The sequence below is a fragment of the Gimesia aquarii genome, from assembly GCF_007748195.1.
GTDB lineage: Bacteria > Planctomycetota > Planctomycetia > Planctomycetales > Planctomycetaceae > Gimesia > Gimesia aquarii.
This window is the reverse complement of the sequence record NZ_CP037920.1, coordinates 130,443-154,177: the sequence shown is the minus strand read 5'-3', so window position 1 is coordinate 154,177 and position 23,735 is coordinate 130,443. Positions and strand designations below refer to the sequence as shown.

Below are 23,735 nucleotides of genomic sequence, written 5' to 3'. Positions count from 1 at the left end.
GTTCGTATCTTATTTTTGCTTTTAGAAGGATCAGTTTTATTTCGAGAGCGATGTTTGGTAGCGACGATAAATTTGCTTAAGGCGTTCTAGTTTCGCAGGATTGCTGGCAGCAAGATTGCGTTTTTCGCCAGGATCATTCGATAAGTCTACCAGAAAAAGTTGATCCTGCTTGGTAAGTTGACCTTGCTGACTCGTATCACGGGGATTCCCCAATAACTTCCAATCACCTTCTCGAATGGCCCAGCTTTTACCAATTTGCCAATAGAAATCACGATGGGGGCTCTGCGCTTCTGATGAATCAATGACTGTTTTTAGACTTTTCCCGTTTAGTTTTTGTTGTGGAAGAGGTGTACCAGTTAGTTCTGCGATGGTCGGTAGCCAGTCACAGCCTGTTGCCATTTGATGACGTTTTTCTCCCTTTGCAATTGTTCCAGGCCAGGAAATCATGGCAGGGACACGAATTCCTCCTTCAAATAAACTAAACTTGGCGCCACGGAAAGGTCCTGCACTACCTCCCCCCCCGAATGTTCTTTCTTCCTGTGAATGCCCATGATCAGATTGAAAAATGACGATTGTATTTTCACGAAGTTTGAACTCATCAAGTGTTTTTAATACTTCGCCGATACAGTCATCCATCGTAGAAACAAACGCAGCATACTTATTTCGTGGACTAGGAAGATGTGCATATTTCTTTCGCCACTTATCAGTTGCCTGCAAGGGGTAATGAGGAACATTGATCGCCCAATATAAAAAAAACGGTTCATCTCTGTGTTCTTTGATATAGTTTTGACATTGCCGAACCATCAGATCAGGAAAATATGTACCATCATGCCATACTTCTTTTCCGTTTTTCCACAAATCGTGTCGATTGGGACCATTCCAGTAAAAGAAGTGGGAATAGTTATCGATGCAGCCTCCCATATGGCCAAACGATTCATCAAATCCTTGTCCATTTGGCATTGTTTCTTTTGTATAACCCAAGTGCCACTTACCCACATGCCCTGTTCGATATCCTGCATCTTTTAACATTTCGGCAATCGTAACCTGCTCGGCAGGCATTCCACTTTTGCCATGTTGCGATGAAACATTTCCGGGAACACCCGCTCGCTGAGGAAACTTACCTGTCAACAAACCTGCACGAGAAGGGGAGCAAACAGGTGCCGCGGCATAAAACTGTGTAAACCGAATTCCCCTATTGGCAATCGAATCCATATGGGGTGTAATCAAGTCTTTCGCTCCATAACAATTGAGATCAATAGATCCCTGATCATCTGTAAAAATAATAATTACATTCGGTTTTTCTGAACGCTCTGATGCACACGCCTTGTTGGTAGAAAATAATACTAAGCATAGATACACACTCAAAAAATATAAGAGAAAACCAAACCGCGTTATTCCAGAGCAAATACCACTGATAATGAACATACTAAGTCCTGACTTGATCGAAACATTGAAGCGAAGAGATTCATGAATTTAAAAATGCCTAAAGCTAACTTTTTGGCGTCGCGTCCCATGCATTCTGGAATACTTTCTCTCCATGGACTGTGTAAGGGTTTTGCATGCTATCCTGATACACAACAAGACCTGCAGTCACACAATGGGCTCCCGCAAGAGCAACATCTGCAATCTGCCGAGCATTACGAATCGCAGCCGCAATAATTTGTGAATCATATTGATGTCGTTCCAGCATTTCGGCGACTTCCAGAATAAATTCTGTTGTCGAATCGCCATAATTTTCTTTCCATCCAATAAAGGGGCTGATAAAGTACGCTCCCGCTCGAGCCGCATGCCATGCCTGAGCAACTGAAAAAATTAAAGTGGCATTCGTCCGAATTCCCTGCTTAGTCAGCTCGCGAATCGCTTTAAACCCTTCTTCGCTGGCGCCCACTTTCACTACAAAATTAGGAGACATTTTGGAAAGCTGGATTCCTTGTTCTACGATCTGTTCCCAATCTGTAACATGTGGATCCACTTCCACACTCACAGGTTTATCAGTGCCAGTGAACAATTCTGCGATCTCTTCAATTACTTTCAAAAAAGGCTTACCAGAATTATTGATATGCTTGGGGTTTGTTGTAAGTCCATCCAAGTCCCAATATTCAAGGCTGTGCTTAATCTCATCTGTGATTGCACTATCCAGAAACAATTTCATTGTGAATTCCATTACTCAAGAGAAAAATGATTTGAAAATCGTAACATAAACTTTTGAAATCAATTGGTCGCGAAGACCTGTTGTGTTCTAATACATTTATTATAAGTTCATCTGATTTGATAATTCTATCCTGCGATTTTATTCCATGAATATTTCACACCGAAATAAGTTATCAAAGCTAAATCATGCCTCAAAGCAAAAGTACTCTCAATACAATGACGACTGAATTTCCTGATTACCTTAAAATCAATCGTGACGCTTTAGCTAAAGGAACGGCAGTTAAACTTTCTATAGTTAAAGATATGTCTGAGATTGCTCAACATATGGCAACGGCAATGTTTAAGGCTATCAAAGTGGCAGAGCAAAATGGTCACCCTGCCACATTGATCGTTCCTGTTGGCCCCGTCGATCAATACCCTATATTGGCTGACATGTTGAATCAAAACCAATACTCAATTAGAGATGTCATGCTGATCAATATGGATGAATATCTGACAGACGACGATCAATGGGTCGATATCTCCCACCCACTCAGCTTTCGCGGCTATATGAATCGTAAATTCTACGACTTATTGAATCCGGAATTGTCACCTTTACCCGAAAATCGCATCTGTCCCGATCCAAATAATGTTGGTGCTATCCAACAATTGATTGATCAACGGGAAGGAGTGGATGCCTGCTTTGGTGGAATTGGGATTAATGGTCATATCGCCTTCAATGAACCACCCGAACCAGGGCATAAGATCCCAACGGAAGAATTCTTACAGCTCCCTACCCGTAACCTCAATTTAACCCGGGAAACAAGGACTATTAACTCTGTAACCGTAGGTGGTGAAATTTCCATAATCCCCTGGCGCGCTGTTACGATTGGAATGAAAGAAATTCTTGCTGCTAAAGAACAGCATTTCTATTGTAACCGCATCTGGCAAAGTTCGGTCATTCGCAGAGTCCTTCAAGGCCCCATTACTGGCGACTGCCCGGCTTCGCTTTTGCGAACGCATACTGATGTTTCTCTCACAGTTGCGGAATACGTTGCTGATCTCCCCGACATTCGGCTACGCTAATTTTATATTTTAATCCACTTGCAATGAACTCTGTTGAGCAAAATGAAATTAAACTTCCTACAAGAACGCATTCTCGCTGTTGTAGCTCACCCCGATGATGCAGAATTATTATGCGCGGGTACTTTGGCGCGTGCCCATCATGAAGGCGCTACCGTTGGAATATGCGTACTCTGTCAAGGAGACAAAGGACAGCCAGAACCACCTATCGAGAAACTAGCCGAAGTACGACGTCAAGAAATGCAAACAGCAGCGAAACTACTTGGTGCAGATCTCTTCTTTGGTGAAAATCCGGATGGCGCCCTATTTGACAGCTTAGAACAGCGCCGTAATTTGACAGAGATCATGCGGCAGTTTTCACCGACGCTTGTATTGGCACATTCACAAACAGACTATCACGCCGACCACCGTGCAGCCTCAGCTATCACGGAAGCGGCTACGTGGTTCAGTGCCTCTACTGGAAACCAGACACAGTCATCGGCTTTGAACCAGCCACCTGTTCTCTGGTGGATGGATACTGTTAACATGACACAATTTGAGCCACACTTATACATCGATATAAGTGAATATGTTAGCACAAAACTGGACATGCTCAACTGCCACCAAAGCCAATTACAACGCGGCAAGGACTCGAGCTTCTCACCTCTTCAAGACCTTATGCTCCAGCAATGCAGGGTTCGTGGCACTCAGTCGGGTGTCCCGTCTGCAGAGGCCTTTCAATGCCATATCGCCTGGAAACGCTGTTCTGCATGGTAATACTTGTGAGGCAGAAGGCTTTCGCTCTATTCAAATCAGGCCAAATTTCATTGCTTCTTTCTTTCGTCCCGCGCCGATAAATTGAAAGCTGGCGGTAATTCTTCCCGCACTGCCAGAAACTCGACTTTTTCTGATTCGCTCTAAGCCATATTGATGCTGAACTGTAGATGGTTTGCGAGTCATTCTCCATAAACTTGACCTCGCTCGATGGCGAATCATGGCAGGGTGTCCTGTGACACTTGTGTACGGTTTCTTGCAAACGTAAAGAGATGCCACATACTCACTCATGGCATTTCCAATACCAACTCCTTGAAAGTCAGGGAGACAGACTGTTCGATGCTCTCTGAATGATGGGGTTGTTTTGTGTGGAAAATGAATCACTGCAGTGAAAGCTGCTGGCTTATCGTCGACTAATGCTATAAAACAGTTAGCAGACTTATGAATTGTTGAATCTAAATAGTGATGTTTCCGGAATAGTGACCACGCACTTCGATGCACGTTAATAATTTTGAGGGAAATCGGGGGTCGCGACTGCCTTTCATACCTCCATTGAAATTCCTCAGACGCTGGTTGATAAATCCAGTCAGGATTAAGCCAGTCGATAATGTCGTAATGGCACGTAACGGCGATAAATTTTTGCTGCCTTCTCCGAACTGATTTTGCAATGGCACTACTTCCGATTTGGGCAACAGTCCGATCAACGGCTGACGTAAACTCATCGATGACCACAAATTCTGGTTGCTCGGCTAAAGCCCGTGCTATCGTCACACGAAACTGTTCGCCATTGGAAAGTACACGAAATGGTCTTAACCAACTGGGAGGTGAAGAAAAACCAACTGAAGAAAGGAGGCCTGTGATTTCTTTAATTCCCATATCCTTAGGAAAAGAGTCCAGAATACTTTTGTTTTCAAACCATTTGAAGTCTCTAATCAACTCTTTATGGAAAAGCGTTTTGGCAATGGTAGTCTTTCCACATCCAGAAGGACCGACAATTAAACCAATGTTCCATGTGTGATCATTTAGAGGTAGTTCTACAGAAAACTCAACACGGCTCTTTTTTTCAACTGCAATGCCAAATATCCCCTCTAGTTGCATGACACGAGGAGTCCGTACGATATTACTTTCCTTTATAATATCCACGCGCGACATGTCAGACCTTCTTTTTTCAGTCGCTGTAAAAGCATTACCTGTTCGGATTCATCTTTGCAATCAATCAAAATACTGAAAGAGTCTGTTAAGAGATGTGACTCGTCTTTACCGGTTACCATTTCCAACAATTCAGAATCATGACTTATCAGAGTATTCAGTAAATTCTGTAGTTCCTTTGATTCGGTAGAAATCGAAGAAATCAATTTATCTAATGCAATCTGATCAGCGTCTGCCATGGATGTAACCATATCAAATGTTGCCAATATTTTATCGGCTTCAGATTTTGTCACATCCAAAATCAGGCATGGGACTTTTTCATCTTCAGCGAGATCAGCGCGTAAATGACCATCAATTAATTCGAACGTCCCATTGTTACAATCTCTTACAAGGCAAGCCGAAGCAAACCCTACATCTCTTAGAATTGTACTTAATGCTGACTTTTGTGATGGAGGATGAACGCGCCAGTTTTTCACATTGCGTTTGAGTTGTGAAGCTTTAATACGCCGGAAGCTTTTTACGCGGTCTTTCATTTTACATAATCACTCGTTTTAAGTTCTATTACATACAGTCCAAACAGCGATTGGCTCCATAGCGCTGGCGTATCTGATCTTTGTGATAATCGCCTTTAAAAATTGGTGCTCCGCATCGTGAACAAGACGAAATCGGTTCATGCTTTACCAGTACAGAATTGACTACCAAATCAGGATATTCAGCTTCCATCAATTTCGCCGCCAATACATGTGTTTGCGCTTCACAATCAAGACGTTTTACAGGACGTTGATTTTTTTCACGAGCAAGATAAACAATAAAATGAGGCATTGTCACAGTCCTTTTCAAGCGGGGATACATGAGTCTTAAACGAAGTTCAATGCTCATTCTAAAGGAAAGCCCAGCGCTGTCATGAGGTGCATTTAAGCATGAGTGCTCAAACAGAACAACAATTTATATTCTTACTTCACCAGCTCTAAATCAAATAAAGTATCGCTATCAATGGGTATTACGACCTCTTTAACGGAATTGTTTTTCAAAGCCTCTGCAATCAACCAACCACCAATCGGCACACCTGCACCCATAGCGAGCATTCCCGCACCCAATGTTAGCTTGGCGATTGTACCTGCAGTTCCTTTCTTCTCTGCTGACAGATACTGATGAATCACACTATTGTCGTCTCCGATATGCATATCCTCACCCTCTGGGCGATTATTGTTTGTGATCTCTTTCCCGAGTAGTTTTTCTCGTGTGGACATCACCAACGATTCGACATTGTTAAATCGGCGGCTCGCTTGCCGCAAATTCTCCGCTCTCTCCCCTGCTTTGATTGACCAAAACTGTTTCGCTACCTTCTCCTGCCACGTCTTCGGTTGGGTCTCCTCCATCATTTTTTTCGCTCCATAATTGTACAAGTTGACCGAACGTTCCGTTTTGAAACGCTCGGTCTAACTCGTTGTTCTGTTCAATCAAGCTGTTATGAAACTCATTGTTTTGCCTGATCAATTCTTCCAGAGGATCGTCCATTATGCAGCAGCCGGCCCACCTGGATTGACTTTGGATTGAACCTCACGAATACCAACCGCTTCATCAAGGGTTACCATTCGCTTGTTTTCCAAATAGTCATAATCAACAATTTTTTGAACGGTCACAAAGTTATTCTGTGCCACAGTCCCGGTTTGCATGAGTTGCGTCAACATGTGATTCGCAACGTTTTCCGATAAATCCACAGCAGCCATCTCCTTTTCTCCTTCATCCTCAATAGGGATTTCAACATCTAAAATCTCGCCGCCTGGCATTATGAGGCCTCACTTTTTAACGGCTTTAAAACGTAGTTTAATAGGGTCGCCAAGCAGGTATTTTTGCTCGCTTAAGACCTTATTGTTTGAACCTATGATTTGAACTGGTATTTTTGTTTTTGAAAGCTGATCTAACTGCCCTCGTAATTTTGAAATTTCCCCCTCCAATATGGCGATTTCTTCATCATATTTTGGAACGGGAGTATCAGGCTTTGGTGGGTTTTCCGCAATAATCACTGATCCCCCACACGCAGGCAACCTTCCATAAATTCTGAATAACTCAACTCTAATCAGGTCCGATTCTGTATAGAGTGTGTTCTTGTAATCGTGACCTTTAATTATTCCCACAATGCGATCATTCACGACAATTGGTCCACCTGAATCGCCCTTGGCAACGAGCTTCGAAAAGAATCTCCCATTTCTGTTCACTCGAATTTTTGCTCTGATGGTCTTCATGTTATAGATACCATTTGCATAGCCATAAGCCACTGCATCAACACCATTGTCGGGTTGATGCTCTGCTATTTTAAAACATCTATTGGCTGATATTTTCTGTGTTTCGATCACAGCATAATCGATATTTTTTTGATATCGCTTATGGATGACTTTGGCTTGCCACCACCTGCCTGCATAGCCAACAAACACTGCCGGGTTCCCTTCCAGGTTATGAGCAGCTGTCAAATAAATCGACCTGTCATCAATGTTTCCGATGTAGGCACAAGCTCCCGTACCAATGATTTGGTGGCAACCATAAGCAGTACATTGCTTTCCCACCGTTCGGAGAACCAATGCCTGAGCCTGCACAATAGTGGCCAATATCAGCACAACGATAATAGTGATTACCCTCACCATTGAATGTACCTTTCAAAAAACAGTAAACAGTAATGCCAGGGATTCAAAGGGACTTTCCCTTCAGCCCAGTTAAAAGCGGCAACTCCAAACAACCGCACACGGCGGTAATAAATATTCGCCATGAACTTTCCTAAGTCGCAGCGTCTGAGATTTCGATAAAATGACGAATCAGCTATTTGGCGATCCTGCTTGCAACCGCCTATTTGATAGGCGTAATCATGCCAGTGGCAGGCTGCCCTGATGTCAACACCTCCCCACCGATCTGGAGAGAAACTACAACCATTCGAAACAAAATAAACGGGAGGTGTGGGACCTTCCATTAGTTGGATAAGCTTGGCTGGCAGATCGTCAGTCGTGATTTCAATCATCAATTTTCTCCAAAAGCCTTGTCTTCTAATCGACTGATCCGCCTCTCATGCGAATTCACCATTTCGATGAGTAACTCTTTATTGGAATCGAGCTTTTCATCAATTTCTATTAGTCGCTGACTATGTTCGATCAATGTTTTGGCAGTCCACGTAACAGCTCCAACACCTCCAGCAATAATGGGAGAAAAAACACATGCAATCACCCATGCTGGAATAAAAATTCCTTTGCGTATTGTTTCAGGCATTATGATCTCGGTAATCAGCAGAAGTAGGATGCAACATTTGTAATCACTAATACTCGTTAATGGCGTGAGTCGCACAACGTTATTTTGCAAAAAAAAGCACCTGTCGTTGCACAGAACGACAGGTGCTTAAATAGAACCAGATAAATTTAGTCTCAAAGACAGTCGGCGACAGGAATCGACTTAGCTACTAATCATCGTAGGATTCTTTATTCTTTTAATGGAAATTCACTGATTGTGATATTTTTGCTTTTTACCTCGCATAGTCTTCTCCAGCCATCAGTGATTAACTTCTCTCTTAGCAAAGCCTCAGACGAATCAAGTTCACGTTTATCAAATGGTCCCTCTACAAAAACCGGTTCAAAGTGATCATCGGTAATGAATTGAGCTAAAATAGGATTGCATCGAATATGATGCTCGGGTTGCGAGTTCAATTCATCTTCGTCTACTTCTCCAATAATATAACGCAGATAGAGCGCGCTGTCTTCGATCTTCTCGACCTCTCGACCACACACAACGCAGAGATAACCTTGATCACACTTTGCCATAGCTTCTCAATTATATAATTTCTATCAAGAGAAAAAAGTACTTTACTGATAATTAAACATCACTAAAGGTCTCCAATAATTCTAGCTTGGGGCATAATAGATAGTGAGCTAAGATCAGAAATTTTTTAGTATTTCTTATCTTTAAACGCCTTTTCGACAACTGAGTAAATCATGCTCATTTTCTAAGCGTAAATCAAATTCTATTTACCATCTGTCCCGCTCCATCAAACGATCTGAGCTCGTTCATGATTCCTTCTGCCCCTGATTTTTCCAAAAATCTTGTGCATCAACAATAACATTGCTCCCAAATTTAAAATAAGGGATGCCAGATTCTTTTAAAAGTTCCTTAAAATTTTTTTCTGTCATTCCAAACAGCTGCGCCCAAATTTTACTACTGTATTTTCCTGTCTGAGGAAAAGCACCCGGAGAACTTACAATATTTGCAACAAGATCAAATGCAAATTTATCTGACTCAATGTATTTGTTTGATTCCGTCATGAGACCAAACCTTACCAGAATTTTTCAAGCACCGTTTTTCAAATCTCTATAAAGCGCGCACACTGTGCGCAATTCATCATCAGGAAAATTACTTCAGACTGATTAAATCGGATGCAAAGATGTCCGATGTTTATTTAGATTTGGAAAGAAACAACGCGAGAAAAAGTTCAGTGACACCTACAGCGGTCACTACGCGGCTGCCTCCTGGCAGATGTGGAATTGTGGCAAAACCACCCCAAAACAACAGAAATCATCTTAACGCCAAACAGTGAACAAAGCAATATACATTTTTGTTTTTTCTGAAATTTATTCATTCCAACTTCTGTCAAAAACCCTTTATTTGCAGGGCAATGCCAATCCGGCCTTTAATTTGATGATTGCCTCGAGTGATACCAGATGAAACATCGATAGATTTTTATATAATAAGCTTAAAAAAGCCACTAGATTTGATTTTTTGCTCGGCTGAAATCACTTATAGCATTGGAAAAACGCTGATGTCAGACTCAAAAGCTGTAATTTCTCGCCGGTCATTCCTGACTTCACTAACAGGCTCGGCCTTAGGAATACAAACAGTATTCGCACAATCTGCAGAAACTCATGCTCCGAAAAAAGCACAAATTGCGATTACCTTTGATCTGGAAATGAGCCGCCAATATCCGCAGAGGAATATATTCGAATGGGACTTTCAAAAAGGTAATCTAAACAAAGAAACTAAAGACTATTCATTGAAAGCAGCTGAGATTGCGAAGCAATCAAGCGGGTTGATTCATTTTTTTTGTGTGGGTCGTGTCCTGGAACAAAAAGATATTACCTGGCTTAAAAGTATCTCAGAAATGAGCCATCCCATCGGAAATCATACTTATGACCATGTCAATGTATGGGCTAATGAACCTCAAAAAACACAATTTCGTTTTCAACGTTCTCCCTGGTTACTCGGTGGGAAATCGGCAGAAGAAGTCATTCGTCAAAATATTCGATTGACCACGGAAGCAATGAAACAACGATTAGGAATCGTGCCTGATGGATTCAGAACGCCCGGTGGCTCGAGCAATGCACTTAACAATCGAGCAGATTTGCAAAAAATGTTGCTTGTGGAGGGGTTTAAATGGGTCAGCTCGAAGTACCCAAAACATAAATACAGCCAACCTAAGGAAAAGCCCACAGAGGAAATTTATCAATCGATCTTACTCGCACAACAAGAAGCACAACCTTACGTCTATCCAACTGGCCTGATTGAAATTCCAATGAGTCCCATTAGTGATGTAGGGGCCTTTCGATCTGGATACTGGAAATTAAAATACTTTCTCAAATCTGTTGAACTATGCGTGCAACAGGCAATAAAACAAGGGGGTGTATTTGATTTTCTGTGTCATCCATCCATTATGTATGTCGAAGACCCAAAATTTGAAACTATCAAATTGATTTGTAATCTTGTTAACCAAGAAAAGGACAAAGCTGAAATTGTGGGCGTGAGCGACATTGCAAAACGCGTTTCTTAGAATCAGAACTAATCCACCCATATCACAATTCTTTAGAGATCAAGGGAGCTACAGTAAAGATGTTTGGTTCACGTGATTTACTTTTTGGCTTGTTCTTTACATTCTCTTTAATTTTAAATTCACAACTCACTAATGCTGGTGAAGAAATACGCGTTTATCATAATACATTAAAAAAACTGAAAGCTCCCTCTCCATTATTGGCTGATCACCCCGAATTTATTCAACCTATTGAAGAGCTTAGACGATTTGAAGCACCATTGTTAGTTGATGACGAAGGGGCAGACTTGAGTGTAAGGGCCTGGAGATTTTCATATAATGCACGAGGCATCATTGAAATTCCTAATAAAATTCGCGCTGACAAAACTGCCGTGATCATGGTCCATCCCTGGGGAATTGATGATGGTCAAGGCTGGAAAACTCCTGAACCTGCTGGCGCTGCTGACTTTTGTACGCCCGAAAAAAATCATCTTGCAGGACGGCATACACGCGAGGTCATTGATCCATTTTTAAAGCGTTCCAGAAAAGATGTTGCCCTGGTTATGTATAGTCTTATCGGTAAAGTGGATCCTATCAGAAAAAAATTATACCGCACGTTTGACTATAATCCTACAAAAACGGAGCGAGAACAGGCTCGAAAGGATCTCGCAAAACAATTAAAGAGCTTACCTTATCAAGGAGAGCCATTACCGAATCGCTTGACACTTTCCAAAGAACAGCCAGTGATCGATTATTTCAAACAATTTTCTGGCCTGAGCGCAGGTGATCGATTTAATGGTAAAGGTTTCTGGAATGTACCTGTTCCCGTTACAAGCGATGTTACTGTTCATGATGATGATGTCTTGATCTTTGACCAAGAGGGATATGAGCCACTAAAGAAATTTTTGAAAAAAGAGGGCATTCGACATGTCCTCTTAACAGGATATGCAACAGATATGTGCTTCTGTAAAACCACTGCCGGCTATGAAAACCTCTCACGCGATTTCAATGTATTCCTGGTAGGTGATGCAAGCCTCGCCACATTTCCTGCCAACTCTTCACCGAAATATGCAACAAATGCGCATATTTCGTTTGCCTCATTAAATCATTTGATCACACAAGTCTCCTGGATTAAGAAAATCCATTCTGACTAATTTTCGAGTTATCATCAACCAAGAAGCATTTCCTTATTCCCCTCAATCCTGTCTTAAGTTGAGTGGCGGATAGAATGTTCCAGACTTAGAATGAAACCATTCTGAATTCAGCTCGCCGTTCATAAAAGAGGTTTCCATGGCAGATCAAATCCACTCTGATCTCAATGAAGAATTAGTCCCTGATGAGGTGATTCCACACCAATCGCTACCACCTCTGAAGTACAAAGACCTACCACCAGCCATCTCCTGGAAAAAAATGATCGGTCCCAGCATTATGTTGGCAGGTCTCTCACTCGGTTCAGGTGAATTTGTCCTTTGGCCTTACATAACTTACAAAGCTGGATTTTTATTTTTCTGGGCTTGCCTACTGGGTGTGATCACTCAGTTTTTTTTGAATATGGAAATTGAGCGTTGGACTTTAGCAACAGGAGAAACTGCTATTATCGGTTTCTGTCGCATGAACAAACACTGGGCCTGGATCATGCTACTGTTAAATATCATTCCGTGGGCATGGCCGGGCTGGGCAACCGGTGCTGGCACCATGCTAAGCTGGACTTTTTTTGGTCCAGAAACCATCGCCAGTGTTCGAGTAGAACCAACTGCGTCTCAATTCTCACTTCAAGATTTACCTAGCAAAGCCTCTTACTCTCCCAAAACAAGCACTTTGAAGTGGCGTGGATCCATGGATGAATCTGAACGAAATAGCTTAAGTAGCGCTTTCACTAAGAATCAGAGCACAGATCGTTCAAATGAACTGTTCAACAAAATTAATCAAGGATACGACCTGCAATATGAGGCCAAGTATAGTTCGTTTCTGGGAATTGCTGGCTTACTCTTAGTAGGCATTGTCTTAACGACTGGCCCAGTGGTTTATAACACCGTTGAAAAAATACAGATTTTTCTGGTCGGGTCAATCTTTATCATCGCAGTGATTCTCGGTATCTATCTCATTAAGCCATATGCCATTACATCAATGATGCAAGGAGCTGTGAGTATTGGGCAGATGCCTGACGAATCCAGTGGTCTGTCAACTATGGCACTTCTCGGGGCATTAGCATTTGCCGGCGCTGGCGGAACCATGAACCTTGGCCAAAGTAATTTCATCAAAGATAAAGGCTATGGAATGGGCAAGTACATCGGTCGAATTACCAGCCCGATAACCGGACAAGATGAAGCTGCCAGTGAAGCCGGATATCACTTTAAACATACTGATGAAAATCGAAATCGCTGGCAACAATGGTGGCGTGCCGCCAATATTGAACACTTCTTAAGCTTTTTTCTAACCTGTCTGGCTTGTTTGGTTTTACTATCACTTATTTCTTATTCTTTGTTTTATGACGCAAATGGACAACTGAAAGAAGGCATGGCCCAGTTTAGTTCCGGCCTTAATTTTATCTGGGGACAGGCAACTCTTCTTGAAGACCAGCTCGGCGGAACCTTTAAATTGCTTTTCCTCCTTATGGGTACTGCCATACTGCTCACAACTGAATTGGGAGTCCTTGACGTAACTGCCCGTATCTCTGCTGATATCCTGAAAGTGAACTATTTAAGAGAAAATGAAAATTGGTCATTGAGTAAACTTTATTACGTCTTTCTTTGGGGCGAAATTTTGCTGGGTTCTGCAATCCTGCTTTATGGCTCAATTAACCCTCTATTCAAGCAACCATTATTTCTGATTGAAACTTCCGCCGCCATGAACGGTGGAGTGATGTTTCTCTATTCAATGATATTGTTGTATATGAATACGAAAATACTGAGCCGTAGCATCAGCACCAGTCCCTTGAGATTTGTTTTAATGGTTTGGGCTGCCGCTTTCTTCGGTTATTTCAGTTTACAGGCTTTTCAAGTACAAATTATTCCTTATTTTGAATCCATTTTGAAAATTTGATTTGAATTTTAAATCATCAAATCTCTTAAACAAATCCCTCAATTTAGACAACTTTCAGCATGTTAAAATAGGCACTAATATCGATTCACATTGATGCATGCCACTTTTTTACAGCTCAATAAAGGGATTGCCACTTTCTCAATGATTTTACATAATACTGGTAATCTGACGAAGAGGTGTTGAGATTTAGCCCTTTAGTCGTCTTTACCACATAACATACTCATCAAGCCTTTGGCTATACTTTGATGATTCTCCCAGAATTACCTCTCGCTGAAAGAAAGAGACATGTCAATATACAAAGACAACTCGGAAACAATCGGTCAAACTCCTTTAGTGAAAGTCAATCATTTAACTGAGGGGCTTAGTTCAACAATACTTGCCAAAATTGAAGGACGGAATCCCGCATACAGCGTGAAGTGCCGAATCGGTGCGAATATGATTTGGGACGCAGAAAAAAGCGGTAAACTGAAACCAGGTATGCAGGTTGTAGAACCGACCAGCGGTAACACTGGAATTGCACTCGCGTTCGTATGTGCTGCTCGAGGATATAAGTTAACACTAACGATGCCAGACTCGATGTCTGTAGAACGTCGTTTGATGTTGAAAGGCTTTGGTGCCAATCTGGTACTTACTCCAGGCGCTGATGGCATGAAAGGAGCAATCCAAAAAGCAGAAGAATTAGCTGCCAGCCCTGAATATTTCATGGCTCAGCAATTTGAAAACCCTGCGAATCCGGAAATCCATTTTAAGACCACTGGCCCCGAAATTTTTAACGATACAGAAGGCAACATTGATTACTTTGTAGCTGGCGTTGGGACTGGTGGTACCATTACAGGAGTGTCACGTTATTTAAAACAAGAAAAAGGCCTTAACATCAAGTCCGTCGCTGTCGAGCCAACGAGCAGTCCTGTTCTCTCAGGGGGAGAACCAGGCAAGCACAAGATTCAGGGAATCGGCGCGGGATTCATCCCGAAGAACTGTGACACATCACTCATTGATGAAGTTATTCAGGTTACAGATGACGAAGCATTTGAAATGGCAGGAAAAATCGCTCGCCAGGAAGGAATCACTTGTGGAATTAGCTGTGGTGCAGCGATGCACGCTGCCATGGATATTGCTAAACGCCCGGAAGCAGAAGGAAAAACAATCGTGGTCGTTCTACCTGACTCGGGAGAGCGTTACTTGTCAACACCGCTGTTTGATGATGCGCGCTGACCATACTATAACGCCACAAGTTATTACAAAATCACAAGTTCAGAAAACTGTATCGACATGAATGAGATGCAGAATCACCTTTAGTGTAAAATCTGAACTCAGAACAGTAGCGACCAGTATCCGGTGACTGTATTCTTCACTACATAAAATAATGTAGAACCCCAAGTTCTGTCTCGTGTCTCCTGAAGAAGTGTGTGAGTCTCCAGACAAGAACGGGGATTTCTCGAGTAACCAACTAACATTTGGATTGTATTGCCATGCGTTTTGAAACGAAGTGTGTTCATACTGGAGTCGACAAAGACGGTACATTTAACAGCTGTACAACCCCCATTTATACAACATCAACCTTTTACTGGGATAGCTTGGAAAACCACAAGGGCTTCGATTACACACGTAGTGGAAATCCAACTCGAAGTGCCATGGAGGAAAACATTGCTGCATTAGAATGTGGCGTGTCTTGCCGTGCTACTTCAACTGGAATGTCTGCGATCACTCTGGTTATGCATTTATTTAAACCTGGTGACCATATCATCGCAGGAGATGACATTTATGGTGGAACGTATCGTTTGTTTGCAGATGTTTTTACAAAATGGGGAATCAAATTCTCATTTGTAAAAATGGGAGATATTGAGAATGTCAAATCAGCATTGACACCAGAAACCAAAGCGATCTGGATCGAAACTCCCAGTAATCCTTTAATGAACCTTGTCGATATTCAAGCCGTAGTCAAAGTTGCCTCTGATGCAGATACCGATATTACCACAATCGCTGACAATACATTTTGTTCTCCTTATCTTCAACGACCGATTGAATATGGTGTCGATATTGTTATACATTCGACAACAAAATACTTGAATGGGCATTCAGACGTCGTCGGTGGTTGTGTCATATCACGTACTGAAGAACTCGCCGAACGAGTCGCTTATAATTCGAATTCACTCGGACTGGGGTGCTCTCCCTTCGATGCTTGGCTGGTCTTACGTGGCATCAAAACTCTGGGGCCTCGTATGGAAGCGCATCAGCATGGGGCAATGGCTTTAGCTCGAATGCTGGAAACACATCCCAAAGTAGAACATGTTTACTATCCGGGCTTGGAGTCACACCCAGATCATGAATTAGCAAAGAGTCAGCAAGATGGCTTCGGAGGGATGCTGAGTTTTGATGTGAAAGAAGGCCGACCTGCTGCTGAAAAAGTCATGTTAAATACAAAATTGTTTCTCCTGGCAGAATCACTGGGGGGAGTGGAATCATTGATTGAATACCCGGAAAGCATGAGCCATGCCTCAATGACTCTGGAAGCAAGGCGCGCGGCGGGAATTACTGAAAAAACAGTTCGAGTCTCAGTTGGAATCGAAAACAGTGATGACCTGATTGCTGACATGAAGCAAGCCTTGGATAGCTAATCTGACCACCATCGCACTCCCATCGATTTGTAGAATAAACCCGCCTGATTGAACAAAATGTTAATCTTGGTAAGGGAGTATGTAATTTCTCTCAGATGGAATCGTTAAGCGCGTGCAATCTACGTTTCTTTTATGATATGATGTTTTGTTGAACTCTATTGTAATTCAAAAAAGCGTAATGCTGCTTCGATTCTACAAGAGAACTCTGTTTTCACTTAGAGATACAATTCCACAATACAACCTCCTGAAAACAAAGAAGGCCGAGGTTATGAGTATCGATTCTTACGATCCTTGCCCCTGCAATAGCGGAAAGAAATACAAATTCTGTTGTCATTCGATTGGCGAAGAAATCAGTAAAATTTCACACCTGCATGAAACGCACCAGACAGCAACTGCACTGCAGTTGCTGGATCGACTCAAGAAGAATCACCCTGAACAACCTTTGAGTTTCATAACAGAAGCCCAAATTTTAATGGCTGAAAGACGGTTTGAAGATGCCTGCAAGCCTCTGGAAGAATGTTTGGAACGTGACCCGGATCATCCCGCCGCCCATTCCTTATTGGCCACCTCAACTTTTCTTGCTCAAGGCTACAAGCAAGCACAAAAAACTATTTACTCCGCGTTGCAAAAGTGCGCTGCCGTCGATGTTAGTTTGGCAACACCGTTGGCGATCAGCATCGCGATCGCGTTACAAATGCGCGGTTTTTATTTAGCAGCACGTGAGCATTTCGCGTTGGCAATGCGCGTTGCTTCACAAGAGTATCAACAGAACTTGTTTATGAATCTGTTAGAATTTGACGGTGACGATCAAATTCCTTATCAGTTCCGCGGAGTACATGTCCTGGAACGATGCCCTATTGAAAATTCTGAACATCAAGAAACATTTGAACGCGCACAACGACTTGCTAATTTGGGATGTTACCGATTAGCAGCTGGCTTGTTCAAACAACTTGCAGAAGCAACGGGTCAGGTAACTTTATGGAAAAATGCCGCATTCTGTTACGCCTGGGCAACCGATGAAACACAATCAGCTGAACTATTTCATGAAGCTGCGAAACTAGAGAACGACTTTGCTGAAGCAGTAGAACTCGAAACTCTGGCACAATTGCTTGATTTAAACAACACAGATGAAGTCATTGATTCCATAGAAAAAGTTTACGAAGTTGATTCGCTTTCCAAGTTCCTCACATTATTAGAAAAACACCATCAGATACTGCGAGGAAATGTTCCCTCAGAACAAGACCAGGATTCGGATGAAAATATACCTACCGCATACTTTCAAATTGTAAGCTCTCCCGTCAATGCAGAATCAAAGGGAGAAGAGATTCACATTGATAATGTGCCGGTCGTGATTGGCGATATTGATGTCTTTGATGCTGACCGACAGATGGATCAACCTGCGATCGTTCGACTGTATGCTTACGAAGGGGAGCAAATCTCTTTAGCAGAAAAAATTCTTGATGAAGCCTTAGATGAACAAGGCAAAAAAGACTGTGGTCTAAAATTATTAGATCAAGATCACGAAGCGTCCAGTAACCCGCTCTCTCCCATCCCTTCAGAACAATGGCCTCTCTTTTTTCGGTGGAGTTTTCCACAGAAAATGCCTATTATCAAACGTAGAGAACTTGAAGCACAACAATGGAAAAAACTTCTCTCTGAAGTCTGGTCTAATACAAAGTTAGCAGGCCTAAATGAAAAAACTCCTTGGGAAGCTGCGAGTGAAGATGATCTGAAAGTCGCTTTAACTGCGGCGGCTTATGTACTCGATGCACAATCACTTTCATTAGGTCATTTCCTGCAGTTTGCCGAGCTCGATCCCAAACTCGGCATTTCAGAACTTCCCCATTTTGATGTTGATGAGTCCTCCCGCTTTAACACCTGCTCATCTATGACTCAAAACAGAATTCCAGCGAAAGAGCTAAGCGATGCGCAATTGATGTATATATTCAACCGCGCATTACTCATAAGGCATCCACGTTTTCTGTATGATGTTTTACTTGAAATCTTGGGGCGTGAAGAATGTAAAAAAGAAGTCGACCTAGACCGGGTATATTCGACATTGACTGAAATTTGCCATAAACGTAACCATCGAAATGAGACACTCTCCTGGATTCATAAAGGTCAGGAAAATGCTCAATCACAACCAACCAACGCTTTTGAAAGTGAGCTGCAATGGAAAATGCGAGAACTCTCATTTCGATTGGAAGATACATCCGATCCCGGACTTTCAGGATTTATGAAACAGATTTGGGATCAGTATGGTAAAAAGACCCCACAAATCAAAGACTATCTCAAAGCTTTCGCGCAGGCATTTGATCTTGATGTATCCTGGATGACCGAATCAACTTTAGGAGAGCTAGGCAATTCTTCCGGGGAAGGCATTTGGTCTCCTGGGGATACAACACCTGACGATAGTTCCAGCTCAGGACAGAAACTCTGGCTTCCAGGTGAATAATTGTAATAATGAATTTTCCTCGCGTTGAACTCGCTGTTTTTAATTAAGAACTACCACTCTCGGGCATGCCCGTTCAGGAAAGTACTTCAGTCAGTGGATACGACCAAGCAGTTTTTCAATTCAGAAGCTGTGATGCAACGAGCCCTCGAATTAGCCAGTCGAGGGCAAGGATTTGTTGAACCTAATCCAGCTGTAGGTTCAGTGATTGTTGACAACAACCTGAACCTCATTGGTGAAGGTTATCACCAAAAATATGGCGGACCTCATGCTGAAATTCATGCTTTGAACGGCGCCGGAGAAAAAGCGAACGGCGCGACCATTTATGTTACTCTGGAACCATGCTGTCACCAAGGCAAAACAGGCCCCTGTTCCCAAGCAATTATTCAAGCTGATATCAAGAAAGCAGTCATCGCAATGCGTGATCCTGCACCGCACGTTGATGGAGGTGGAATTGCTGAGTTGGAACAGGCCGGAATTGAAGTTGAAGTTGGACTACTGGAATCTGATGCACAAAAATTGGTTCGTCCTTTTGTAAAGCGAGTCACTAAAGGGTTGCCCTGGATCCATGCTAAGTGGGCAATGACACTTGATGGAAAGATTGCTACAAAAACAGGTGATTCACAATGGATTTCCAACGAACGTTCGCGCGAGCTGGTACATCAGCTTCGTGGTCGCATGGACGCGATTATGGTTGGTCATCTCACTGCAGAAAAAGATAACCCGCTTCTAACCGCTCGTCCTGCAGGACCAAGAACCCCCGCACGAATTGTTATCGACTCGCAGGCAAGACTTTCAAGTGAATCAAAATTAGTCCAATCCATTAATGATGCGCCTGTCATTGTCATCGCACACAAATCGGCTCCCAGCAAAAACATCAAAGGTCTTGAAAACGCGGGTGTCGAAGTCTTGCAGATTCAAAGTGCCCCAGGATCAAACACAGCCCATCCTGACCTCGAGAAATGTCTGCTGGAACTAGGACACAAGGAAATGACCAATATCTTCATCGAAGGCGGAGGGAGTTTACTGGGATCCTGTTTTGATGCACAACTTATCGATGAGGTTCACGCTTTCATCGCCCCAAAAATTATAGGAGGAAAAACAGCAATTACTCCTATTGCAGGACAAGGATTAGAAATGATTCCACAATTTCAAAATATCATTGAACACCAGATTCAATTACTGGACTCAGATATCTATGTACATGGCCTGTTAAATTATGAGAGATAATTTTGACTTGATATAGATTTTAAAGACTTAATGCAATGAGCGAGAAAGTGTATCAAGCAGTGTTCGCAGCTCGGGGCGTTGTCTAATCACTCCTACAAGTGCATACTTACTCAAATTGCTGCCGTACATTTGCCGATTCAATGTCGGACGAACTTCTTTCTTGAAATAAAAATCCTGACGAAGTCGTATTGCCACAAAGCTAGCTGCCATTGCAACAAGTGCTAGCCCCAGGTCTAAATACCAGCTTTCCCAACCCAAGCCAAAGTAGTTGTGAATTAAAACACAAGCCCAGAACCAAGCAAGAGTAGAGATCCAGACTGGCCGCGCGATCAATGAATTTAGCCTCTCATTCGCATGAACTAAGTGCCCATAAAATTCCGGGCTCGCCATCTCATCAAGTGACCGTTCTTTCTGGAAATTTTCACAAGTCAATTCGCCATGACTGCGTGAAACTATAACTGACTCTCCTTCATCAGGAAGAAAATCAGCTAGATATTCCAATTCTTCAAAGGGTGTACTCATTCCCTGCCCCTTTTCTCAATTCCAACCGACGCTGCAATCATAATATTTTTAATTTTGAGGTTGAAAAACCGTAATGTTTTGTGATTTGTAACAAGAAATACAACTTTAGAAATCATAGTTAAAAAGAATGAATCACTCTTATTATTTTATCTAAATCATTCTCAACGACAATAGGTCCGTTTGAAAAAAGGGCTTCGCTTACGCCGTGGCTTGTTAGTTTTTCGTCCATATGTTCATTAGTTGCAGAATGATAAGCCACTGTAGCATTAGGATCTTTTAACTGATGACCGGTTAAAATACAAACAACGCGATCACTGGAGGCAATGACCCCTTCGTTTCTTAATCGCTTTGCTCCAGCCACACTTGCTGCACTCGCTGGTTCACATCCAAATCCGCCTGCCCCAATCTGTGCCTTCGCATCAAGGATCTCCTGGTCGTTGACTTCGCGTACAACACCGTTACATACATCAAGTGCTCTCAAGGACTTAGAAAAATTGACCGGACGGTTTATTTCAATCGCGCTTGCTAGAGTTGATGCCCGCCGATCTTCTTTATCCATCTGAGAAAAGAATTCTGAAGAATTAGATTTATCGTAATGGCCACCGTTCCATCGCAGCCCTTGTTGTTCGTAAAGTTGATAAAGCGTGTTTGCTCCCTGCGCGTTGATGATTGCCAAACGGGGAATTCGGTCAATGAGTCCCAGCGCTTTCAATTCCATAAATGCTTTACCAAACGCGCTGGAATTTCCCAAATTTCCACCCGGAACCACAATCCAATCGGGTACTTCCCAATTCAGACTTTCAAGGACACGAAACATGATTGATTTCTGCCCTTCCAGTCGAAATGGGTTCACACTATTACACAGGTAAATTCCTTCTGAGGCACATACTTCTCGAACACGCGCCAACGCATCATCAAAATCTCCCTGAATTTGAACGGTTTTTGCGCCATAGTCGAGTGCTTGTGATAATTTCCCAAATGCAATCTTTCCACTGCCTACAAAAACAACCACTTTGAATTTCTGGGCCACACTTGCATAAATTGCTAAGGAAGCGCTGGTATTACCAGTAGAGGCACATGCGGCAACCTTAGCCCCCACCATCACAGCATGCGTCGACGCAGCCGTCATACCATTATCTTTGAAGCTACCAGAGGGATTCAGCCCCTCATATTGTAGAAAAAGACAGTCATCATTCAGCCCTGCATATCGAGCGACAGGCTGAGAAGCTTTTAGCATCGTCTGCCCTTCACCAATCGTAATAATCTGATCATCTTCAGCGAAAGGCAAGAGTTCACGAAACCGCCACACACCACTGAAGTCGATAGGACGATTACGATTCCCCCAGCGTTTTTCAAAATCTCGTAATGACTGAGGGACTGGAACCTGATCCCAGTCATAAGAAATATCCAGGAGCTCGCCACATTTAGGGCAGCTTGTTAAAACTTCATTTAGTGAATAAGTTGACTGGCAACAGGGTGAAATGCACTTTTGATAAGCAATTTCAGTCGATACAGTGGAAATCGTAGTTTCTCCTCTATTTTTCTCATTTGTTAGATCATTGAAGATTTAAAATCAGTGAACTAGGAATTCATTGTCTAGACACTCACAAGGAATCGCAACTGAAAGCTGATTGATTCAAACTGTTTTTCCTGGAGAACACCTTAATTTGAAGGAATACGTTACACACCTCGTCTTGAATTTGCGATTCTAACCTCTTACATTGATTTGTTTAACGACGATTTCTCCTAACACAGTTCCCTCTTTTTATTCAGGTGCTTTCGATATGTTCGAGCTCACAAAGGTGCAAGCAGCATTAGAACAATTCTCGCTTGATGGTTGGTTATTCTATGATTTTCGAGGGAGTAATGTTCTGGCGAGACGAATCCTCGATATCCCTGAAGATGCGATGGGATCACGACGCTTTTTCTACTTTGTCCCTAAGTCAGGCCTGCCTACGAAACTGGTTCACCGAATTGAATCAGAAGCACTGGACCACCTCCCGGGGGAAAAAGTTGTCTATCTAAAATGGCAGGAATTGGAAGCGGGGATTGAAACAATCTTGCGCAATGCAAATCGAATCGCTATGGAATATTCACCTCGGAATTCGAATCCTTACATTTCTCGTGTCGATGCGGGAACTGTAGAACTGGTTCGTGAATCAGTTGAGTCCATCGTTCCTTCCGGAGATTTAGTTCAACTCTTCGAAGCAGTGTGGGATATCGAGCAATGGGAATTACATCAAAAAGCGGGTGTAGAAACAGACAAAGCTTTTGAAATCGCCTGGTCATTCATAGCGACTCAAATTCGAAAACAAGGAAGCGTTGAAGAGCAATCCGTTTCAGATGTGATTATGGAACATTTTAAGCAGAGTGGATTAACAACCTATCACCCTCCGATTGTAGCACGTGAGTCACACAGCGGTGACCCCCATTACGAAACGGGAACCGGTTCGAATACTGACATCCGAGAAGGCGACTTTGTACTAATTGACTTGTGGGCCAAATTGGACGTTCCGCGAGGCGTTTACAGCGATATGACTCGTGTCGGCTTTGTCGGCCAACAGGTTCCCGAAAGATATTCTCAAATTTTTCAAGTTGTTACCAACGCCCGGGACGCGGCAATCACTTTAGTTGAAAAGGCGTTTCAATCAGGCACTCCACTTCAAGGTTGGGAAGTCGATCAGGCTTGTAGAGATGTTATTCAAGAAGCAGGTTACGGCCAGTATTTTGTGCATCGTACTGGCCATAGCATCGGACAGGAGACGCACGGCAATGGCGCCAACATGGACAACCTTGAAACACACGAAGAGCGCCTAATCCTACCTCAAACCTGTTTCTCAATTGAGCCAGGAATTTATCTTCCAGAATTTGGCGTTCGAAGCGAAGTGAATGTCTATATTGATGGACAAAATATAGTTCACGTAACTGCAGGAGAGCGTCAAACAAAGATTCTATCAATCTTGAGCGAGTATTAACGAAACTC

Annotated in this window: 25 protein-coding genes; 10 read left to right on the top strand and 15 right to left on the bottom strand. The window is 42.7% G+C overall.

From position 1 onward, the window contains the following. Nucleotides 1-36: 36 nt before the first annotated feature. A complete protein-coding gene (locus V144x_RS00630; protein ID WP_144979846.1) occupies nt 37-1,425 on the bottom strand; it encodes a sulfatase-like hydrolase/transferase in 1,389 nt (462 codons plus the stop codon). 64 nt (nt 1,426-1,489) lie between these two features. Then, entirely contained in the window at nt 1,490-2,152 is a 663-nt protein-coding gene (locus V144x_RS00625; protein ID WP_144979843.1) for a transaldolase family protein, read from the bottom strand. A gap of 215 nt (nt 2,153-2,367) precedes the next feature. Here V144x_RS00625 and V144x_RS00620 point away from each other — a divergent pair, with 215 nt between their 5' ends. Together V144x_RS00620 and V144x_RS00615 are read left to right on the top strand one after the other, a co-directional pair. Next, the gene (locus tag V144x_RS00620; protein ID WP_144979840.1) at nt 2,368-3,216 is read left to right on the top strand and encodes a sugar phosphate isomerase family; all 849 of its coding nucleotides are present in this window, start codon (nt 2,368-2,370) and stop codon (nt 3,214-3,216) included. 42 nt (nt 3,217-3,258) lie between these two features. Next, a complete protein-coding gene (locus V144x_RS00615) occupies nt 3,259-3,969 on the top strand; it encodes a PIG-L deacetylase family protein (protein ID WP_144979837.1) in 711 nt (236 codons plus the stop codon). Nucleotides 3,970-3,999: 30 nt separating this feature from the next. On the opposite strand, the gene V144x_RS28885 is transcribed toward V144x_RS00615, so the two are convergent. From V144x_RS28885 to V144x_RS00560, 11 genes are all read right to left on the bottom strand, one after another. Then, on the bottom strand, nt 4,000-5,118 hold the full coding sequence (locus V144x_RS28885; RefSeq protein WP_144979834.1) for an AAA family ATPase: 1,119 nt from the start codon (nt 5,116-5,118) through the stop codon (nt 4,000-4,002). After that, a complete protein-coding gene (locus V144x_RS00605) occupies nt 5,097-5,648 on the bottom strand; it encodes a ParB/RepB/Spo0J family partition protein (RefSeq protein ID WP_144979831.1) in 552 nt (183 codons plus the stop codon). Before V144x_RS00605 ends, V144x_RS28885 begins: the two co-directional genes overlap by 22 nt. Nucleotides 5,649-5,676: 28 nt before the next feature. Then, the gene (locus V144x_RS00600) at nt 5,677-5,937 is read right to left on the bottom strand and encodes a hypothetical protein (protein ID WP_144979828.1); all 261 of its coding nucleotides are present in this window, start codon (nt 5,935-5,937) and stop codon (nt 5,677-5,679) included. A 131-nt stretch (nt 5,938-6,068) separates the two neighbouring features. Next, nucleotides 6,069-6,365: a hypothetical protein gene (locus V144x_RS00595; RefSeq protein WP_144979825.1), complete on the bottom strand. Its 297-nt coding sequence runs from the start codon at nt 6,363-6,365 to the stop codon at nt 6,069-6,071. Between the two features lie 19 nt (nt 6,366-6,384). Continuing rightward, the gene (locus V144x_RS00590) at nt 6,385-6,633 is read right to left on the bottom strand and encodes a hypothetical protein (RefSeq protein WP_144979822.1); all 249 of its coding nucleotides are present in this window, start codon (nt 6,631-6,633) and stop codon (nt 6,385-6,387) included. Then, nucleotides 6,633-6,905 (bottom strand): hypothetical protein, encoded by a 273-nt coding sequence (locus V144x_RS00585; protein WP_144979819.1) that lies wholly within the window; start codon nt 6,903-6,905, stop codon nt 6,633-6,635. Before V144x_RS00585 ends, V144x_RS00590 begins: the two co-directional genes overlap by 1 nt. A 9-nt stretch (nt 6,906-6,914) precedes the next feature. Next, nucleotides 6,915-7,757 (bottom strand): trypsin-like peptidase domain-containing protein, encoded by an 843-nt coding sequence (locus V144x_RS00580; protein WP_144979816.1) that lies wholly within the window; start codon nt 7,755-7,757, stop codon nt 6,915-6,917. After that, the gene (locus V144x_RS00575) at nt 7,751-8,125 is read right to left on the bottom strand and encodes a hypothetical protein (protein ID WP_144979813.1); all 375 of its coding nucleotides are present in this window, start codon (nt 8,123-8,125) and stop codon (nt 7,751-7,753) included. Before V144x_RS00575 ends, V144x_RS00580 begins: the two co-directional genes overlap by 7 nt. Continuing rightward, entirely contained in the window at nt 8,125-8,370 is a 246-nt protein-coding gene (locus tag V144x_RS00570) for a hypothetical protein (protein WP_144979810.1), read from the bottom strand. The genes V144x_RS00575 and V144x_RS00570 overlap by 1 nt, the downstream gene beginning before the upstream one ends. 206 nt (nt 8,371-8,576) lie before the next feature. Beyond that, entirely contained in the window at nt 8,577-8,915 is a 339-nt protein-coding gene (locus V144x_RS00565; RefSeq protein ID WP_144979808.1) for a hypothetical protein, read from the bottom strand. A gap of 243 nt (nt 8,916-9,158) precedes the next feature. Further along, nucleotides 9,159-9,413, bottom strand: a complete 255-nt coding sequence (locus V144x_RS00560) for a hypothetical protein (protein ID WP_144979805.1) — start codon at nt 9,411-9,413, stop codon at nt 9,159-9,161. Between the two features lie 494 nt (nt 9,414-9,907). Here V144x_RS00560 and V144x_RS00555 point away from each other — a divergent pair, with 494 nt between their 5' ends. The 7 genes from V144x_RS00555 (at nt 9,908) to ribD (ending at nt 20,230) form a co-directional block, all read left to right on the top strand. Further along, nucleotides 9,908-10,912, top strand: coding sequence for a polysaccharide deacetylase family protein (locus V144x_RS00555; RefSeq protein ID WP_144979802.1), 1,005 nt, complete (start codon nt 9,908-9,910; stop codon nt 10,910-10,912). A 59-nt stretch (nt 10,913-10,971) separates the two neighbouring features. Beyond that, entirely contained in the window at nt 10,972-12,042 is a 1,071-nt protein-coding gene (locus V144x_RS00550) for an isochorismatase family protein (protein ID WP_144979799.1), read from the top strand. A gap of 136 nt (nt 12,043-12,178) precedes the next feature. Continuing rightward, complete coding sequence (locus V144x_RS00545) at nt 12,179-13,930, top strand: Nramp family divalent metal transporter (protein WP_144979796.1); 1,752 nt, start codon at nt 12,179-12,181, stop codon at nt 13,928-13,930. A 285-nt stretch (nt 13,931-14,215) separates the two neighbouring features. Beyond that, entirely contained in the window at nt 14,216-15,145 is a 930-nt protein-coding gene (cysK, locus tag V144x_RS00540; RefSeq protein ID WP_144979793.1) for a cysteine synthase A, read from the top strand. Nucleotides 15,146-15,402: 257 nt separating this feature from the next. Next, the gene (locus V144x_RS00535) at nt 15,403-16,548 is read left to right on the top strand and encodes a trans-sulfuration enzyme family protein (protein WP_144979790.1); all 1,146 of its coding nucleotides are present in this window, start codon (nt 15,403-15,405) and stop codon (nt 16,546-16,548) included. A 268-nt stretch (nt 16,549-16,816) separates the two neighbouring features. Next, a complete protein-coding gene (locus tag V144x_RS00530; protein ID WP_197998703.1) occupies nt 16,817-19,003 on the top strand; it encodes an SEC-C domain-containing protein in 2,187 nt (728 codons plus the stop codon). 93 nt (nt 19,004-19,096) lie between these two features. Further along, on the top strand, nt 19,097-20,230 hold the full coding sequence (gene ribD, locus V144x_RS00525) for a bifunctional diaminohydroxyphosphoribosylaminopyrimidine deaminase/5-amino-6-(5-phosphoribosylamino)uracil reductase RibD (protein ID WP_144979784.1): 1,134 nt from the start codon (nt 19,097-19,099) through the stop codon (nt 20,228-20,230). Nucleotides 20,231-20,257: 27 nt separating this feature from the next. Here ribD and V144x_RS00520 read toward each other — a convergent pair whose 3' ends face one another. Both V144x_RS00520 and thrC read right to left on the bottom strand, forming a co-directional pair. Further along, the gene (locus V144x_RS00520; protein ID WP_144979782.1) at nt 20,258-20,752 is read right to left on the bottom strand and encodes a hypothetical protein; all 495 of its coding nucleotides are present in this window, start codon (nt 20,750-20,752) and stop codon (nt 20,258-20,260) included. Between the two features lie 118 nt (nt 20,753-20,870). After that, nucleotides 20,871-22,274 (bottom strand): threonine synthase, encoded by a 1,404-nt coding sequence (thrC, locus tag V144x_RS00515; RefSeq protein WP_144979779.1) that lies wholly within the window; start codon nt 22,272-22,274, stop codon nt 20,871-20,873. 262 nt (nt 22,275-22,536) lie between these two features. On the opposite strand from thrC, the gene V144x_RS00510 reads away from it, so the two are divergent. After that, a complete protein-coding gene (locus V144x_RS00510) occupies nt 22,537-23,727 on the top strand; it encodes a M24 family metallopeptidase (RefSeq protein ID WP_144979776.1) in 1,191 nt (396 codons plus the stop codon). Nucleotides 23,728-23,735: the final 8 nt, after the last annotated feature.

Coding starts and splice junctions, on each gene's coding strand:
- V144x_RS28885 (WP_144979834.1), bottom strand. CDS start 5,118: ATGTCGCGCGTGGATATTATAAAGGAAAGTAATATCGTACGGACTCCT.
- V144x_RS00605 (WP_144979831.1), bottom strand. CDS start 5,648: ATGAAAGACCGCGTAAAAAGCTTCCGGCGTATTAAAGCTTCACAACTC.
- V144x_RS00585 (WP_144979819.1), bottom strand. CDS start 6,905: ATGCCAGGCGGCGAGATTTTAGATGTTGAAATCCCTATTGAGGATGAA.
- V144x_RS00595 (WP_144979825.1), bottom strand. CDS start 6,365: ATGTCCACACGAGAAAAACTACTCGGGAAAGAGATCACAAACAATAAT.
- V144x_RS00600 (WP_144979828.1), bottom strand. CDS start 5,937: ATGCCTCATTTTATTGTTTATCTTGCTCGTGAAAAAAATCAACGTCCT.
- V144x_RS00560 (WP_144979805.1), bottom strand. CDS start 9,413: ATGACGGAATCAAACAAATACATTGAGTCAGATAAATTTGCATTTGAT.
- V144x_RS00550 (WP_144979799.1), top strand. CDS start 10,972: ATGTTTGGTTCACGTGATTTACTTTTTGGCTTGTTCTTTACATTCTCT.
- V144x_RS00545 (WP_144979796.1), top strand. CDS start 12,179: ATGGCAGATCAAATCCACTCTGATCTCAATGAAGAATTAGTCCCTGAT.
- V144x_RS00620 (WP_144979840.1), top strand. CDS start 2,368: ATGACGACTGAATTTCCTGATTACCTTAAAATCAATCGTGACGCTTTA.
- V144x_RS00510 (WP_144979776.1), top strand. CDS start 22,537: ATGTTCGAGCTCACAAAGGTGCAAGCAGCATTAGAACAATTCTCGCTT.
- V144x_RS00555 (WP_144979802.1), top strand. CDS start 9,908: ATGTCAGACTCAAAAGCTGTAATTTCTCGCCGGTCATTCCTGACTTCA.
- V144x_RS00630 (WP_144979846.1), bottom strand. CDS start 1,425: ATGTTCATTATCAGTGGTATTTGCTCTGGAATAACGCGGTTTGGTTTT.
- V144x_RS00590 (WP_144979822.1), bottom strand. CDS start 6,633: ATGGACGATCCTCTGGAAGAATTGATCAGGCAAAACAATGAGTTTCAT.
- V144x_RS00530 (WP_197998703.1), top strand. CDS start 16,817: ATGAGTATCGATTCTTACGATCCTTGCCCCTGCAATAGCGGAAAGAAA.
- V144x_RS00520 (WP_144979782.1), bottom strand. CDS start 20,752: ATGAGTACACCCTTTGAAGAATTGGAATATCTAGCTGATTTTCTTCCT.
- cysK (WP_144979793.1), top strand. CDS start 14,216: ATGTCAATATACAAAGACAACTCGGAAACAATCGGTCAAACTCCTTTA.
- V144x_RS00570 (WP_144979810.1), bottom strand. CDS start 8,370: ATGCCTGAAACAATACGCAAAGGAATTTTTATTCCAGCATGGGTGATT.
- V144x_RS00535 (WP_144979790.1), top strand. CDS start 15,403: ATGCGTTTTGAAACGAAGTGTGTTCATACTGGAGTCGACAAAGACGGT.
- V144x_RS00565 (WP_144979808.1), bottom strand. CDS start 8,915: ATGGCAAAGTGTGATCAAGGTTATCTCTGCGTTGTGTGTGGTCGAGAG.
- V144x_RS00580 (WP_144979816.1), bottom strand. CDS start 7,757: ATGGTGAGGGTAATCACTATTATCGTTGTGCTGATATTGGCCACTATT.
- V144x_RS00575 (WP_144979813.1), bottom strand. CDS start 8,125: ATGATTGAAATCACGACTGACGATCTGCCAGCCAAGCTTATCCAACTA.
- V144x_RS00625 (WP_144979843.1), bottom strand. CDS start 2,152: ATGAAATTGTTTCTGGATAGTGCAATCACAGATGAGATTAAGCACAGC.
- V144x_RS00615 (WP_144979837.1), top strand. CDS start 3,259: ATGAAATTAAACTTCCTACAAGAACGCATTCTCGCTGTTGTAGCTCAC.